General features: G+C 47.4%; 15 protein-coding genes. 2 read left to right on the top strand and 13 right to left on the bottom strand.

Annotated elements, in window-relative coordinates; translation table 11 throughout:
- Both QOL41_RS11225 and QOL41_RS11220 read left to right on the top strand, forming a co-directional pair.
- Positions 1-2082 (top strand): hypothetical protein, encoded by a 2082-nt coding sequence (locus QOL41_RS11225; RefSeq protein WP_283429830.1) that lies wholly within the window; start codon positions 1-3, stop codon positions 2080-2082.
- A gap of 3 nt (positions 2083-2085) precedes the next feature.
- Positions 2086-2943, top strand: coding sequence for a DUF6734 family protein (locus QOL41_RS11220; protein WP_283429829.1), 858 nt, complete (start codon positions 2086-2088; stop codon positions 2941-2943).
- Positions 2944-2974: 31 nt separating this feature from the next.
- Here the strand turns inward: QOL41_RS11220 and QOL41_RS11215 are convergent, their stop codons facing one another.
- The 13 genes from QOL41_RS11215 to QOL41_RS11155 are packed head-to-tail and all read right to left on the bottom strand — an operon-like array spanning position 2975 to position 16591.
- On the bottom strand, positions 2975-4204 hold the full coding sequence (locus QOL41_RS11215) for a beta-ketoacyl-ACP synthase (protein WP_283429828.1): 1230 nt from the start codon (positions 4202-4204) through the stop codon (positions 2975-2977).
- Positions 4201-4929, bottom strand: a complete 729-nt coding sequence (fabG, locus tag QOL41_RS11210) for a 3-oxoacyl-ACP reductase FabG (RefSeq protein WP_283429827.1) — start codon at positions 4927-4929, stop codon at positions 4201-4203. Before fabG ends, QOL41_RS11215 begins: the two co-directional genes overlap by 4 nt.
- A 15-nt stretch (positions 4930-4944) precedes the next feature.
- The gene (locus tag QOL41_RS11205; protein ID WP_283429826.1) at positions 4945-5415 is read right to left on the bottom strand and encodes a hotdog family protein; all 471 of its coding nucleotides are present in this window, start codon (positions 5413-5415) and stop codon (positions 4945-4947) included.
- Positions 5412-6641 carry a beta-ketoacyl synthase N-terminal-like domain-containing protein gene (locus QOL41_RS11200; protein ID WP_283429825.1) on the bottom strand — a complete coding sequence of 410 codons (1230 nt, stop codon included), beginning with the start codon at positions 6639-6641 and terminating at the stop codon, positions 5412-5414. Before QOL41_RS11200 ends, QOL41_RS11205 begins: the two co-directional genes overlap by 4 nt.
- The gene (locus QOL41_RS11195) at positions 6638-7237 is read right to left on the bottom strand and encodes a DUF3261 domain-containing protein (RefSeq protein WP_283429824.1); all 600 of its coding nucleotides are present in this window, start codon (positions 7235-7237) and stop codon (positions 6638-6640) included. The genes QOL41_RS11200 and QOL41_RS11195 overlap by 4 nt, the downstream gene beginning before the upstream one ends.
- Positions 7238-7256: 19 nt before the next feature.
- On the bottom strand, positions 7257-9632 hold the full coding sequence (locus QOL41_RS11190) for an MMPL family transporter (protein ID WP_283429823.1): 2376 nt from the start codon (positions 9630-9632) through the stop codon (positions 7257-7259).
- Entirely contained in the window at positions 9629-10189 is a 561-nt protein-coding gene (locus QOL41_RS11185) for a LolA family protein (protein ID WP_283429822.1), read from the bottom strand. The genes QOL41_RS11190 and QOL41_RS11185 overlap by 4 nt, the downstream gene beginning before the upstream one ends.
- A 59-nt stretch (positions 10190-10248) precedes the next feature.
- Entirely contained in the window at positions 10249-10689 is a 441-nt protein-coding gene (locus QOL41_RS11180; RefSeq protein WP_173654416.1) for an acyl-CoA thioesterase, read from the bottom strand.
- 16 nt (positions 10690-10705) lie between these two features.
- Positions 10706-12232, bottom strand: coding sequence for an HAL/PAL/TAL family ammonia-lyase (locus tag QOL41_RS11175; protein WP_173654417.1), 1527 nt, complete (start codon positions 12230-12232; stop codon positions 10706-10708).
- A gap of 12 nt (positions 12233-12244) precedes the next feature.
- Entirely contained in the window at positions 12245-13240 is a 996-nt protein-coding gene (locus QOL41_RS11170) for a lysophospholipid acyltransferase family protein (protein WP_283429821.1), read from the bottom strand.
- 3 nt (positions 13241-13243) lie between these two features.
- Complete coding sequence (locus tag QOL41_RS11165) at positions 13244-14011, bottom strand: glycosyltransferase family 2 protein (RefSeq protein ID WP_283429820.1); 768 nt, start codon at positions 14009-14011, stop codon at positions 13244-13246.
- On the bottom strand, positions 14004-16334 hold the full coding sequence (locus tag QOL41_RS11160; RefSeq protein ID WP_283429819.1) for an ApeI family dehydratase: 2331 nt from the start codon (positions 16332-16334) through the stop codon (positions 14004-14006). The genes QOL41_RS11165 and QOL41_RS11160 overlap by 8 nt, the downstream gene beginning before the upstream one ends.
- Complete coding sequence (locus tag QOL41_RS11155) at positions 16334-16591, bottom strand: acyl carrier protein (protein WP_173654420.1); 258 nt, start codon at positions 16589-16591, stop codon at positions 16334-16336. The genes QOL41_RS11160 and QOL41_RS11155 overlap by 1 nt, the downstream gene beginning before the upstream one ends.
- Between the last annotated feature and the right edge of the window lie 2 nt (positions 16592-16593).

Below are 16593 nucleotides of genomic sequence, written 5' to 3'. Positions count from 1 at the left end.
ATGTCTTCAACAAAATCATTCTATACAAATCAGCAGAATTATTTTATTGCCCGCTGGAACTATATTCATGAATTGAATTATGAAACCGAATCAGGTCTATATTCAAGATTAGAGCCTAAGACCAGAACAAAAGACTTTAAGAAAGCTCTTTCCTTTGAAGTTTTTGACCCTTTATGGTTGTTGACTCGGCAATGGCAATTTGGGCGCTTTGACGGTAACGATTGCGGCACTCCGGTATCCGTAAAAATTAAGGCAGTAAAGAAAAGGTTCAATCAGGTCTGCTTAAAAAGCGAAAGTGGCGATGTGGAAAATCGTTCATATTCCACAGATACACCGCTTGAATACGAAGTGGAAAAAATGGATGCTGAAATAACTCCCTATATTCGCGTCCAGTCCGCTATGCATTTCAAGAAAAGACTTCTTCGTGAATTTGATTCAGCAACATATTCAAAGCTTCATGAATGGTTGATGAAAGAATTCTGTAGCGAGGACTTTTACAAGCATCAGAGCATCAACAACACCATTGAGACTTTGAAGCTCAAGAACAACACGGCGTTGAAAGATTTTTCTGCCGCCTATTCCAAGCGCACTTTTGACGGGTATAAATTATACCAAATGGTAGACTTCAATAAATTTGAAGTTGAGAAAAAATTAAAAGATATTGTTCCTGCATCCGCATCAAAAATGATGGGTTTATTGAAGGAATATGTATCTTGGTTTGACGCAAAGTACTTTCCTCACAAAAGGACCGATAGTTGTTGGAGCAACCAAAAGTTAGGATACCAAGTAGAAATTCATCAAGGTTCGACAAAGTACGACGCCGAAGACTATGATAATGGCCGACTTTCCTGGTATTCCTTCGACAACAAGGATCTTAATTTTGTCAAAAGAAACAATAATACTGTAAAAAGAGATTCTTCTGGATTCGGAACAATTCCAGCAGAGGGCAATATTTTAAATTATGTCAGCGGCGGAAAAAACATAAGCTCGGAAATCTCAACACAAAAGGATTCTCCCAAAGACGTTGAAGAAAAAATGTTTTCTTACATTCCCGTGCCGGCAAACTTTACCGGGGCCCCCTCTCAAAAGCTATGGGAATTTGAAAACACTAAAGTCAATATGGTTGCCGACGATGAAAAAGACTTTAGCATGTTGGCGACGGCAGCCATCATGCAGTACATTAGCATGTACAGCAATGATTGGATGATTGTACCGTTAGAAACAGAAACCGGAGTAGTCCTTGATGTGAAAGGCGTTGTCATAAAGGATTCCTTTGGCGAAAGAATCTATATTGAAGAAGACGCCGAAGATGTAGATGGCAACAATGATTCAGACGAATTCACCGATCGTTGGAATTTGTTTGGCATAGCAAGCGCACAAGCCTTTGCCAAAGACAACTTTACTACAGCAAGGGGACTATTGTTCCCTCCTGTGGTTCAGAAAACTGAAGAAAGTTCACCCATTGAAGAAGTCCAGTTCTTAAGAGACGAAATGGCCAATATGGTATGGGGTGTCGAGACAAAAATCAACGACGGCTGTGGCGGAACATTGGATGGCAAGACCTTATCCGACGCGGTATTTAGGGATGTCGATGAGAAGAATACTCAAAACGAAGAAGCTTCAACAAAAGAAAACGCAGCTGCCAATAAAACTGAAGCGGAGTATTCTTTGCTGGTTCAGAACCGCGTACCTTTGAACTGGATTCCCTTCTTGCCGGAACAGTTGGATGATTTCCGCAACATCCATTTCCGTCGCGCAAGAATGCCTCTGTTCTACAATAATGAATTCCTCCCTGTCAGGCCCTCCACAAAATTGTTGGCCACAGAAAAAGATCGTAATGGAGGTGTAAAGCCCTTCTACATTGACGAGAACCAGATTGCGGGTTATGGGACCAAACTTGTTAAAACAGCTCAGAGAACCAGATGGTTCCTCGGAAAAACCTTTAACTGGATTGGGAACCGCACCATCATTAGTGAATACCAAGCCAACAGTGGTTTGTTATTCGACGAATTGATTCCTACGAAAAAGCCCAGAACAATTGAATTGGACGATGGAAAACAGGAATCGGAAAACCAGGAATAACAGATGATTACAGGACTTCACGTCAATAGTACAGCGCCCTATTTTGCCAAGAACAAAGGGAAAGAATACTTTATAGAAGATTTTGAAATTCTGACCACAATTTTGTCCGCTTTAATGTGGAGAAGGTGCAATGGTCCCATAAAACTTTATACAGATGATGTAGGTTTAGCATATTATCAAAGCCTTGGACTTACGGACCTGTGGAATGGAGGCATTGACACCGAAACCATATCGAACATTCCCGATTCTATAGACCAGAATATTTTCTGGGCCGGAGCCAAGTTATTCGCCATTAAAAACGAAGGGGTTCCCGTCGCGTTGATCGACACGGATTTAATCGTTTGGACAGATCTTAACGAAATTCTTTCTAAAGAAAAGTTTGCCTGTTTACATCGAGAAGAATTTGTAGAGTGTTATCTGCCTTTGGAACTGCTTAAAAGGCGAAAAGGGTACGCCCCCGACCCTAAGTGGGACTGGTCGGTAAACCCGTGCAACACAGCCTTTGCCTATTTTGGGGACAAGGATTTTTTGGAATATTACACAACACGTTCCATTGACTTCATGACAGACAACAAGGAAATGCCTTGCGAATTCGTATCTCAAATGGTATTTGCAGAGCAACGTGTGGTAGCAATGTGCGCAAAAGCGATGGATATCCCCATCTACGCATTTTTGGACGATCCTTTCCAAGACAACAATGACAATTTTTCCCATTTGTGGGGAGCGAAAAACATAGCCCGAGACCGCAGAAGTCAACGAGTTTCTCTTTGTTGTGCCTTGATGAAAAAGATTAACAAGCTTTTCCCTGAATACAGAAACGACTCCGAAGTCTTTAATGTAATCATGGAAAATTACATTTAAAGCCGAGAGCCGTTTATAGTTTGTTACAACATTACACGCGCTTGAATATGAGCGATGTGTTTACGCCGCCGAAGGCGAAGTTGTTCGACATGATGTATTCGGTGTCGAATTCTCGGCCGGAGTCCATAATGTAATCGAGCGGGGCGCAGGCGGGGTCAACCGTTTTAAGGTTAAGATTCGGGTTGAACCATCCGCGGTTCATCATGTTAATGCTAAGCCACGATTCAATGCCACCGCATGCACCCAGGGTGTGTCCGATGTAGCCTTTAAGACTGGATATAGGCACGGCGCGTTCCTTGAAGGCACCGTACGTTGCCCAGCTTTCAGCCACGTCACCGTGACGCGTTGCAGTACCATGGGCGCTTACGTAGCCAATGGCATCGGGAGAAAGGCCCGAATCAGCAAGAGCGAGTTCCAGGGCAATCTGCATCGTTTCTTTTTTCGGCTGCGTAATATGATCGCCGTCGGTATTGTGTCCAAAGCCAACCAGTTCTGCATAGATATGCGCGCCGCGGGCCTTGGCGTGTTCATATTCTTCGAGAATGAGCGTTCCGGCACCTTCGCCAATCACAAGACCATCGCGATTGCTGTCGAACGGAGCAGGCGTCAGTTCCGGCGTATCGTTTTTTACGCTTGTTGCAAACAAGGTGTCAAACACGGCCGATTCAGTCGCATCGAGTTCATCGGCACCGCCGGCGATCATGACGTCTTGCATGCCGTACTTGATGGCTTCGTAAGCATAACCGATTGAAAGGCTACCGCTTGTGCAGGCGGTATTTGTCGTAATAATGCGGCCTGTCGTGCCGAAGAACACACTCACGTTTACGGCGCAAGTTTGCGGCATAGAACGGATATAAGTTGTTGCCGTAATCTTTGAACAGTCATGAGGCGGTTTCAGCATTGAGAAAAAGTCAAGCAGCGGATTGATGCTACCCATGGACGAACCGTAAGCAACACCGACGCGGCCAGACTTCAAGAGTTCCGGTTGTTCGGCAAGGCCTGCACATTGAATGGCCTTGTCTGCAGAAGCGATAGAAAGAAGAGCCACTCGACCCGCACCGCGAATTTTCTTGCGAGGATATTCCGGCAGATCGTACAGAATGGGGCTTGCCAAGCGCGTATTCATTTGCGCATACATATCCCATTCATTCATGCGAACGACGCGGTTTTTCAAGCTCTTGAGGGCCGAAAAGACGTCTTCGACTTCCATTCCCAACGAAGAAATGCAGCTGCCACCCGTAATAACGACGCGACGACTCATGCCAAGCCTCCGTTTACCGAGATCACCTGGCGGGTAATATAGGCTGCGCCTTCGGAAAGAAGGAACACGACGGTTGCCGCCACTTCTTCGGGCTTGCCCACACGCTTCATGGGAATAGCGGGCAGAATCATATCGAGGGGAGCGTCCTTAATCATTTCGGTTTCGATAACGCCCGGCGCAACACTGTTCACAGTAATGTTTCGGCTAGCAAGTTCTGTTGCAAGCGCCTTCGTAGCACCGATAAGGCCCGCCTTCGAGGCACTGTAATTAACCTGTCCCCTGTTGCCGATAATGCCGGACACAGACGAGATTGTAATAATACGACCCTTGCGCTTACGGCACATGGGCATCACCAACGGGTGAACCACATTGTAAAAACCGTTCAAGTTCGTATTCAAAACCTTGTCCCAATATTCGTCGGTCATGGCAGGGAATGCTGCGTCGGCGCATACGCCAGCGTTTGTAATGACGCCGTAATACACACCATTTTCAGCGATGTCCTTTTCAAGAACTTCGCGGCACTGTTCGCGATTGCTAATGTCAAACTGAATCTTTCGAATCGAGCCCCCATTTGCATTTACGCGTTCGGCCAAGGCATCTATTGGAGCAGAATTTCTATTGTAATGGGCAACTACGGTGTAACCTTCCTTTGCGACCGCTTCTGCAATCGCAAGGCCAATTCCACCACTTGCACCTGTAATCAAAACTGATTTTGCGTTATCCATGTTCTTTCCTCAAATTCAATTAATTCCTAAAGCTTCCTTGGCGTTGTCAACTTCAACCGTGTTGAGCGTTGCCGTCACAACTGTTTTACCGTCAATGCTTGCGATGCCGTCAAAGGTGACTGCGGAATCCATGCGGATTGTTTCGTGCACAGTCACGACCACTTTGTCGCCTTCTTTAAAGGCCGCGATATCGGACTTAAAACCGCTTACACTCATGATAAAGCCAACCTTGGGCTTTTCGCCTTTAGAGCGGCCATAAATGCCCGACAAGGCCGAAATGCTTTGAGCCATATATTCAAAAGCAACCCAGGCCGGCACGCCGCCCAATTCTTCTTCGTAAAAGAAGCTATCCCGGGAAATATCGATTTCAGTCGTGATGGTCACCGTTTCAACGCTATAGCTTTGCACGCGGTCAAGCAAGAGCATTTTGCCCTTGTGCGGCACAAGTTCGCTTACACTTTCTCTTGTTTTATATTCTTCAGTCATACCAAACCGTTTTCAATAACCAAGGACACATTACAACCTCCAAAAGCAAACGAATTGCTCATGCAATACTTGAGGTTCTTTACCGATTCACCGGGCTTTACCAAGTGTACTGGCGGAAGATTCGGGTCTACAACGCCATCAAAGAGATGCGCGGGCAACAGGCATTCGCCACTTGCATTACGACTCTTTAGCGCAAGACAACAGAATGCCGCTTCTAGGGCGCCCGCGGCACCGAGAGTGTGGCCTGTCAGAGCTTTGGTGGAGCTGGCGGGGACATCAACATGATTTGCTTCGCCGAAAAGACGATTGACGGCGCGCGATTCCATTGCGTCATTCAATTCGGTCCCTGTTCCGTGAAGATTCACATAGCCCACTGCAGATGCATCGATTCCTGCATCTTTCAGCGCGGCCTTCATTGCTTGATACGCTCCTTCGCCATCGGCGCGCGGTGCGGTAATGTGGTCGGCATCGGCACTTTCGCCAAGGCCTGCAATTTTAAGCATTTCACAATCGGGCGCGCAAAGTTCTGCACAGGGTTCCCGCGTCACGACAAAAAATGCAGCCGCATCACCGAGCGTAAGCCCCGAGCGATTTGCGCTAAACGGATTTGTCGGGCGGTCGCTCATGGCTTCGAGAGAGGCAAAGCCGAGAATCACTGATAGCGATGCAATATCGACTCCGCCCACAATTGCCACATCGCAATTGCCGGCGTAAAGATTGTTGCGGGCAGACACAAATGCGCTTGCACTCGATGCGCACGCCGTAGAATGCACCGAAAGCATTCCCGTAATGCCGAACTGGTTTGCAATAAACTGCGCCGGAAAATCGGCCCGCTGAAAATCAAGCACGTAGCCTTCAGGGAACGCACCCGTTTCCTTAAAGCATCTGAGGGCGGCCACCGAAGCTTCAGAGCCGTTATCACAAGAACCGATAAAGATTCCAACGCGGTCTGCGCCAAACTTGTTCGTGGCCTTACGGATAGTTTCTTCTATTCCGGAAAGGGCCGCTTGCGCAAGGCGGTTCACGCGATTGTCAAACTTTTTCTCAGCCACAGGCGGGAGTTGTTCGGGATCGATGGTGGCAGCCGGGCGTATAACGCCAGCTACATCGTACTGCGAAAAATCGCCGCGAACGCCCTTCGAAATTTTATCGAAAACTTGGTTCTTGTTACCGCCACAAATGCAATAAAGGCCACAATCGTTTATGTACAAAGGGCGATTCATCATTCATTACCAAGAGTTATGTGATACTTATAATGGCGAAGTTTATTCACCAAATCGATTTCGTTTGCCTTACGGGTAATTCGAAGAATTTCGTTCCCGTTTTCAGAAAGAACGCGTTCAAAAGAATTACTGTCACCCGCTAGATTCAGCTGTTCACGAAATTCAAAACCGGATTTTTCAAAATTTTCTTTCAAGGCTGCAAACGGATAAAAGCAAGCCTGGTAATCAGCAAGAATATATTCCGCCTTCACCTTTTCGACATCGAGCACGGAGCTTGCAAATGAGACAGAGTCTTTTGCGTAAGTCAATTCAGCGACCGTCGTTCCGAAATCGTTAAAGAACGTGATTGAAAGAATGGTATCGTTTGCAAGCACCCAGACTTGTCCGCTAAAAGAGGTCTTGCCAAATGTTCCTTCAAAACGCTGGGCGCCATCGATTGGGCCCGAAACAGCCTTGGTCGGCAGCAAATGAACGTACTTGGAATCGGTATAATAAACAGGATTCGAGTCCGGCGTCACAAGAGCTCGATGGCACGAAACCAGGCATGCAACGCACAGCATGCAGCCTGCAAGCACAAGGATTTTGCGAGCGAAACTCATGGTTGCCAAAGTTAGAAAATTAGTGTTTCGCGCTCAATGGTGAAAGCAAGAAACAACATGCAATACCCAGTAATACAGCAAAGCCAAAAGTCGAAACCGGAACAAAAGCGCTACATACAAGGCTCCCGAACGAAATCAGCGTTGTCATGGCCGAAAGCATTACAGCAAGTACTGTCACAAGATTGTTGCGACCGCCTTCCCAGAAGAACAACGCGTAGTCAATGCCAATGCCAAGCGTTAAAATGACACCGACAATGGCAAAGAAGTTAAAATCAACACCGGCGTACCCAAAGAAGGCCGCCACAAAAAGGCTCGAAAGGACAGGCGTACGAATAATTTTCAAAGCGACAGATAACTTGTACACAGCGACAAGAACTAAGAACACGACAAGGTACGCAATTGCGACAAGGGCAAGCGACATGCGAGAAATCTTGGTCAAGGACGCATTTACATTCTTGATTTTATTCACCGCATAAACATGCGGCATATCATGAGCAACCGTCTGAGCATCGAACTGCGCGGACACGTGGAGCGGCAATACGGCGCTATAAAATTGAGTTCCCGAATCCGTTTGAATCGGGCCAATCCAGAGCATTTGCAGAATCAGGCGAAGCGTTGACGGGAGTTTGTCTGAAAGGCTTGCCGGAAGCATTTTTTCAGAAGAGAATCCAGCAACAAGCAGAGAATCATTTTGCACGCCGATTTCTTTCAGATAACTTTGAACTGAAGGATGTAATACATTTGCAGAATCTAAAATCAAGCGCTTGATACTTGCAGACGTCACCTGCTGAATTTTAGCAGACGGAATAAAATTCGACAAAGCCAGATGAGATTGCAACAAGGTATCTTGTTCGGCTTGTCCAAGACGCGCCGAAAGAAGCGCCTCGCGTTCAAGGACTTCTTGCTCGCTGGAACCTTCTACAATGAAGTAATTCGAAGACACGCCCAAATTGTTGAGTCTTGCGGCAAGCGATTCCGCGGCTTTCGATTCCGCACTCATGGAATAAAGGCTTTCGAGGTCGGTATGCACATGGAGCATTCCAAGCCCAGGAATTAAGGCCAGTGCAAACACAATCAACACTAGGCGAACGCCTTTGGGCGGGAGCACAGAATACAATTTAAGGAATCGTTCCGGAATCGACATCGGGAGATTAGTCGCACTCGCCTTTTTCTCGGGCTGATTACGTTTGTCGAATACCGCATGGAACAACAGCGTAATCGAAAGGAACGAGCTCAACAAACCGACCATCGAGAACACTGCCATCTGGCGCAACAGCGGAAATTCGGTAAAAGTCAACGCCATATAGCTCAGCTCCGTTGTCAAGAAACCAAGCAGAAGGCCTTTAAAGATAACAGAGCGCACATTGCGCACACCCGATTTCAAACTCGTGAAGAAATGCACCGCATAGTCAATGCTTACGCCAATGACAGTCGTTCCGAAAACAAATGTGAAGACATGAATGTTTTCGAAAACGAACCATGTGAACGAAAGAGCGGTAAAGGCAGAAAGCGCAATGGTCGAAACCGTTGCTACAACAGGCAGCGGAGAGCGGTAAACAAACAACAGCAGCAAGAGAATCAAGCTGATGGAAACACCCGAGATCCAGGCGATTTCGGACTTGGCCTTATTCGAGCTTTCATAGCTATGGAACATGGCACCCGATTTTGCATACACAAGGCCCGTATTTGCCTGCTTGAGCGAATCCAGTACGCCATTCAAGCGTTCAAGAACATGACCATTTGAAGCCATGGCAGAAACATTTTCGGAAAGCACCGCATTCCACATGACATAGGTAATGCCAGAATCGGTTGCCGCAAGCACGCCATCGCGAAGTTCAAAAGAACCCGAAGACAAGGGCGAGTGATTCGCGAAATAATCAAAAGAGGCTTCGCCAAGCAAGAGAGGGTCTTCGTCAAGGCGATTCAAGTCGGACATTGAAAAGGAACCGTATATCTTTTGAAGGGCGTTGTTCTTTAGCGATTCCAAATCACCTGCCGCAATAGCTTCGCGAACAGGCGCACCTTGTATTGAATAGCGATTCTTGTAGAAGAATTCACGAGTTTCGTTCAACGAATTTTCATCAACAAAAAGGCGAGTCTCTTCGAGCGAGTTATTCTCTTTGAGCAAGCTATCGAGCGCAACCGCCGCGGCGCGCGCCACATCGAAATTTTCATGCCCGACAAGCACAGAAATATTGCGCATAGTTCGGGCACTGAGCGTTTTTTCAGCAGCACTTACGTTTTTCGTTTCATTTGAATCCGGCAAAATGGAATAAAGGTCCGAATTCATTTTCCAAGGAACAGAAACGCCGAGGGCAATCAAAACCGCATGAACGACAAACCAGAGCAGCACTCCGGTTTTAACATTCAGACTATTTAGATTCAAGCGTTTCATTTCCTTTTATGATTCGTAAATTCGTATGTTACAGGAGAGCCTTCGCCATCGGTAATCACAACCTTGTCCAGATTTTCAGACATTTCCATGACAATGTTTGCGACCACCTTGCGAATCGCAGCTTCTCGCGGGACAAGCCCGATACGGCTACCGTTCTGCGTTTTTTCGTAATAGAGGCTAAAGCGAGATTCCAGTTCTGAAAGGTTTCCAAAAAACGCAGCCTGAATCACTTTTGAAAATTGAGCGAAGACAGGGCTATCTTTTGTCGAGACCGTTTTCACTGTACCGTTTGCGCTACGTTCAAAAATTCCTTCATCGGACACGGTCATTTCAGAAACAAACGGTTTCTGCATTTTCCAGACAATGCCCGATTTTTTTGAAATAAGGAACGTGCCTGTAGATACAAATTCCCGATTCAGTTTCTTGATGGATTTTACCTGCTTGAAGTCGCCCGAAACTTCATCGTAACGGGTCACTTGCGTTAAAACCTGAGACAGTTCCTGCTTAGACTTTTCGTTTACCGGATTATCAAAAACGGCGGCAGAGGAGAACGACACACCAAGCCCTATTAAAACAGGCAACAGTAACCATTCGCAAAATTTCTGCCTAACGCAAATCATTTTGAACCACCTTGGCTTTCCAAATAGGCACGCACTTTTTCTACAAAGCAAGCAGGGCATGCCCAAAGGGATTCCTTCGTTTTCATGTCGACAGCCATCTGGGTGCTTTCGGCCTTGGTAAGTACGGCGCCCGATTCTGCATCCTTAAATTTATACGAAAGCTTCATGCAGACTTCGTATTCTTCGAGCGTGACTTCGGCACGAATTTTCTGCATAAAGATCATCGGGCGGATATACTTTATGTGCATGTCGACAACAGGCCACACGTAACCACTGCGGGTCATTTCGTTATAGTCATAACCGATTTTGTGCAACAGCGCGCAACGTGCGACTTCCATGAATTTAGCATAATTGCCGTGCCATGCCACCTGCATGGAATCGACATCGTAGAATTCAATCTGGAATTCAATCGTTTCCTTGATTTTATTTGCAGCCATAAACGATTCTAGTCCCTTACACCGTGTAGAACTTGTTTCGAATGAGTTCCAAGGTGTTGCGCAAATCCTTTTCAAGCTGACGGTCGCATTCCAGCGGGCTGAACTTGGAGAACACCTGGTCATAAGTATCCTTCAGGTTCTTGATGCGGTCTTCAGAAATTTCATTGCGTTCCAGGCGAATGCGGAGTGCCTGAGCCGAAGCCAAAAGCGTTGCAGCAGCCACCTGTTCCGAAAGTTCCAGCACGCGAATGCAATCGCGGGCGGCGATTGTGCCCATGCTCACCTTATCTTGGTTATGGCATTCCGTAGAACGGCTGAACACGCTCATAGGCATGGTAAGGTGAAGCGCTTCGGCGGTCCAAGCCGACACGCCAATCTGCACGGCCTTAAAGCCGTGATTAATGTCGTAGTCGCCCTTGCTACCAGCAAGATTCGGGGGCAGGTTACGGTTAAACTTGATATCGACAATCATGGCGAGCTGACGATCCAAAAGATCAGCAATGTTTGCCACCATGTTCTTCAAGGTATCCATGGCAAGGCAAATATGACCACCGTAGAAATGTCCACCATGGAAAATGTTCCTTGTAAACGGATCGACAATCGGATTGTCGTTTGCGCTGTTCAATTCAATTTCAATAAGCTGGCGCAAGAAGGCGCTAGAATCATAGAACAAGCCAATGATATGCGGAGCGCAGCGCAAGGAATACGGGTCCTGGATTTTTTCGGGAACCACATTCTTGACCACATCCAAATTCAAGGCTTCGCGCATTTTCTTTGCAGCGCAAATAAGGCCCGGATGCGGTTTTGCTTCGAACAGGCGTTCATAATAATGGTAGGCATTGCCCTTCATGGCAACCGTAATCATCGCCGTAATGCGGCAAGCCAGATCCGAAAGGTATTCAGCACGAGAATACGCCATGCAGGCCACCGCATTCATGGCAGCCGTACCGTTCATAATAGCAATTGCTTCTTTGGGGCGGAACTTGTGCGGGACAATTCCCAGTTCCTTCATGACATCGAGCGAAGGCCTGCGTTCGCCTTTATACAGCACATCGCGTTCACCGATTATGGCACCAGCCAAATACGAAAGCGGAGTCAAGTCACCGCTTGCGCCAACGGAGCCTTCTTGCGGAATGAGCGGCAAAATATCGTTCTGCAAGAACAGCATAATCATCTTCAAGAGCGCATAGCTCACGCCCGAAAAGCCTTGTGCCAAAGTGTTCAAGCGAACCGCCATAATCGCGCGGGTCGTTTCAGGGTCGAAATATTGACCAAGGCCGCAACCATGAAAACGAGTCAAGTTAATCGGAAGCTGGTAATAATGTTCCGGCGGCAGCACCTGCGTGCAAGAATCACCATAACCGGTTGTCACGCCATAAATGCCACCATGTTCGGCAAGAGCATCGTCCAGGAATTCTGCGCCAGAATCAATCTTCTTCTGGAATTCCGGAGTGCTGTCCAATTCGACGGCAACTTGCTTTTTGGCAATCGCCACAATATCTTCGATAGAAAGTTTTTCTTTTCCGATTACGACTGTTTTCATAAGAACATTTACCTAGTTTTCGATTCGTTCCCAAAAATTGTAAAAGTTATACCACTGGTAAGGATGCTCCTTGCAGAGCTTTTCCAAAATGCTTGTGTATTCCCGCAGCAAAGCCTTCATTCGCTCGGGGCGTTCCTTGCGCGGGCATTGCAGAGACGTTTTAGCCCGCATTACATGCAGTTCGTATGTCGAGCGAATATTAAAATCACTCTTGCGAACGACAAAGACAAAATAAACGGGCTCGTTCAAAATGCCAGCAAGCGAGAATGTGCCTTCGGGAAAGTTTGCGGGTTCTCCCAAGAATTCCGTTGCAATCGTGCGGTTGCGCGAATTTGCCGAGGTACGGTCGCCCGCAATGACCACCAAGTTTCCGGCAGAGACCTGTTCCTTCATCCATACGGCGGATTCAATCCCGATGCCGTTTGCATCGACAATGTGGTCCATTAAGCCCGGATTCAGTTCGCGAAGCAATCCGTTAAATTTTGACGTTACCGAGAAATCGATAACCGGAAACACTTCGAACTTTCTTTTGGTCATAAAGCCATCGTATGCCGTAAGCGAACGAAGCATTTCCATATTGCCCAAATGCGAGCAGAGCATAAACGCACCCTGACCGCGATTCAGCTGGTCTAAAAACATTTCCAAGTCATCGTTCTGCTTTTCAATGCGGTTGAGCTTTATAGCCCCACGCCAGCCGAGCAGTTTTTCCATCATCGAGAGCGCAAACGAATAAATATGCTTGTACGTGCCAAACAGGCCCATCTTTTTACCGCTGGCTTTGCTCAAGTGATCCAGATAAATTCGGGAACGGGCACGCACAGGCGCCGCACCAAGCCAAAAGAAAAAACTGCCTACAGCCGTCACAAGCTCTACCATAAAGAGTGGTAAATGGCATGCGACCCAAAGCATAAAACGGAAATGCCATAGGCCTCCGCCCACTTCTTTGAGGTCGGCCCAGTGCCCGTTTACAGCATCATTTTTGCTTTTATATTCGCGCTGTTCAGCCATACCCTATTTCTTGCAGAACAAACGACGGCCAAGAATCATCGGAAGTCGAACAAGCATACCAAAGAAAAGCATCGAATGCGTTAGCGAAATGGCGACGTTGTCATGGAACATTCTAAAGTTCGACACGCCATCTTCCGGATAGTTCACCTTGATGGGGTAAAAACGCATAACGAGTCCCGCCCACGAAAGCCTTACCAGAACTTCGATATCAAAGCCCATGCGGTTATTGCGGAAGCGACGCACAATAGGCCAAGACTTTTTCAGCGGGTACACACGAAAGCCACACATGGCATCGGGAATCTGCTTCGAAAGCGTTTCAACAGCAATCCAGAAATTCGTAATCTTACGACCTTTTTCACGAGCCGTCGGAACAGAATCATCGTACTGCGGGAACGCGCAAATCATGTCTTTCGGATGCTTTTGAGCGGCCTTGACAAAGAACGGAATCGCTTCCATATCGTGCTGGCCGTCGGCATCCACCTGGAGCGCATGCGTAAAGCCCATATTCACCGCAGTTTCCATACCCGTGCGTACAGCGCCACCTTTGCCGCGGTTGACTGCGTGCGTTACAAGGTTCACATGCGGAAATTCCTTGACAATTTGCACCAAGATTTCGTGGCCTTCGGGCGCATTACCGTCATCGATAAGAATCACGGGGATATTGTACGAAACCAGCTTTTCGACAACCGAGCGCGAAGCCTTTTCGTGCCTGTACACAGGCACAATTGCACAAACGTTAATCGGGGTATTATCTTTAGCGTTCTTAGCCAAGGGACTGCTCCGGATTCATAGTGAACGAACCGCTCGAATACTTTTTATCACCTTGCTCGCTCGTATAGCCAAACGTAACCTTGGCAGAATCGGCGTCGTAGGTAATTTTCAGTTCTACAGGATTTTCGGGCATAATCGGGTTTGCAAACTTGGTGCGGTGAATTTTCGAAAGCATTTTGGGAACTTCCAAAAAGTTTCTTGCAAGGCGAAGCGCCAAGTCAACCTGCGCCACAGCGGGTAACAGCTTGAATTCCGGGAAATGCCCGTCATAGTATTCGCTGGTTGCCGGGAACACAAGCTTTGCCGTGAACACGCCCGGTTCCCGGCGGAATTTCAAAATCTTGAAGTTCGGGCTTTCGGCAAGACCGAAAAGCGCCTGAATATCGCGCATGCGGATTTTACCTTCCGTATTCTGCGGGAGTTCTTCGAGGTAGCGCCACTTTTTCGGCAACACCGTATTCTCGATAAACTTTACCAAATAATCATGGAAGTAATTGTTGATGGCAAGCTTGGGCTGGCCCGCAAATTGTTTGCGACCGTCTTCGTTCAAGACAATCGCCGCGGCAAGATACTGGCGTTTGCCAGACATGGGAACCACGCGTACATCTTGCACAAGGCCCGTCTGCTTGATTCTGTTTTCGACTTCAGGAAGCGAGATACGCTTTTCTTCGATTTTCACGATAGAATCGGAGCGGCCCTTAAGCAAGAATCGGCCATCGTCATAAAGGTCAACCAGATCGCCTGTCGTAAAGCCTTCGGCTTCGAGAATATAGCTCGACTTGACATTCAGACATTCGTTTTCGGCAAGGCTCATCTTGCAGACTTCAAACGGAGTCCACACAGCCCCATTTTTCGATTGCCTATAAGCAATGCCGCCCGTTTCGGTACTGCCATAAATTTCCATGGGCCAGTATCCCGTGAGTTCGCTTGCTCTGCGGGCCACCTCGACCGGGAGCGGGCCACCAGAAGAATAAATCACCGGAGTGCACTTAAAGCCGACAGGCTTATCGGCCTCAGCAGAAAGGCGTTTCAAGAATGCGGGGCTAGAGGCCATGACGGCCGATTCAGACGCAATGCCCGAAAGTTCTGTCGGGAAATCGATACGACGCCTGCGGAACGGGAGGCCTGTTGCAATCGGCAGGAGGGCCGTAAACAAGAGGCCGTAAATGTGGTGATGGTTAACCGTGCTATAAACTTTGCGGTTCACCCAATCATTACCGAAAACCTTTACCAATTCAAAAAGTTCATTTTCGAATTGCAGGAACAGCTTGTGAACCGCCTTCGGTTCGCCAGTCGTGCCAGAGGTGTACATGACCATTTCGGCTTTCGACTTGTCGAACTTTCCGAACTTGATTTCGGCATTGTTTTTACTTGCAGCAAGAATATCTTGAATCAAGACACAAGAGCTATCGCCTGCGAACGGTTCGTCGGTCAAGAATCCATATTCCGGTTTCTTGATTTCTTTAATGAAAGCTTCTTGGCGGTTTGCGGTCACGAGCGCGCGGAATCCACTCTGGAGAATTGCCAAAAGCGAGACCGCGAAATAGTAGGAATCTTCGCAATGCAAAATCCACGACGCTATATTTTTTTGTTCCAGGAAATGGCGTACGCTGGAAACATCGCGCACAAGGTCGCCCCAAGTTTTGCAATCTTTGCCGGCATCACCTGCGCCAAAGCTAACCAAAGCGCCTTCGGGCCTAGAATCTTTTTCTAATTCACATACAGGAATGTATGACTGCAATTTATTCTGCACCATCTTACGAACCAAGAATTCCACGGTAAAAATAACCCCTATTAAAATGTAAGAAATTAATCCGTTGTAAAGCGCCCAGGCTTTGTCTGATTCCATGAAAACAGTAAGCGTCGCGACACTTGCATTCACTGCAAAAAAGACACACCAGACAAGCGTTACTTTAGTGCAATAGCATTCTACCGCAGGCCTTGAAGGCGAATCGGCCAACGACTTGTCGGCAAGACTTGCCATGCGAAACGCAAAGCTTGGCGGCTTGATCAGCGTAAACGCAAAAAAAGCAAGCAGGCTTACACTCACGAGCACCGGGTAGAACTTGACAAACAAAACGTTGTCCAAGAAAAACGCGGTGAACGCACAAGCAAGCACGAGAACCACAAGCAGGACAATCCGCCAACGATCCAAGTTCGACTTGCTACGCGTAAAGCCCAGAAAGTGGCTGAGAGCTAGCACTAAAAGCAGCACGCTCAGCCGCCGTGGAGAAAGTCCCCAGAATACCAGTCCGCAATAGACGATAATCGGGTACAATACAGAAATCGCGGCAAAGAAAATCTTTCCCGCCATCGATTTCATTACTTGCTTTCCGTGCTGTGAATCAGGTTATAGATAGCGTCCACCACATCTTGCAAGGTGCGGACAGCCTTAAACACTTCGGGGTCAATATTGCGCGGCAAGAAAGACTTCAGCTTGACAATCAAGTCAACAGCATCAATGCTGTCCAGTTCCAAGTCTTCGTAGAGCTTGGCTTCGGGCACGAGCTTTTCTTCTTCGATATCAAAGTCTTCTGCAAGAGCAGCTTTGATCTTTTCAAAAATTTCCTGTTTTTCCATAT

This window comes from Fibrobacter sp. UWB10 (genome assembly GCF_900182935.1).
Lineage (GTDB): Bacteria > Fibrobacterota > Fibrobacteria > Fibrobacterales > Fibrobacteraceae > Fibrobacter > Fibrobacter succinogenes_O.
Note: the sequence above shows the minus strand (reverse complement) of the source record. Positions and strands in the feature narration are given on the sequence as shown.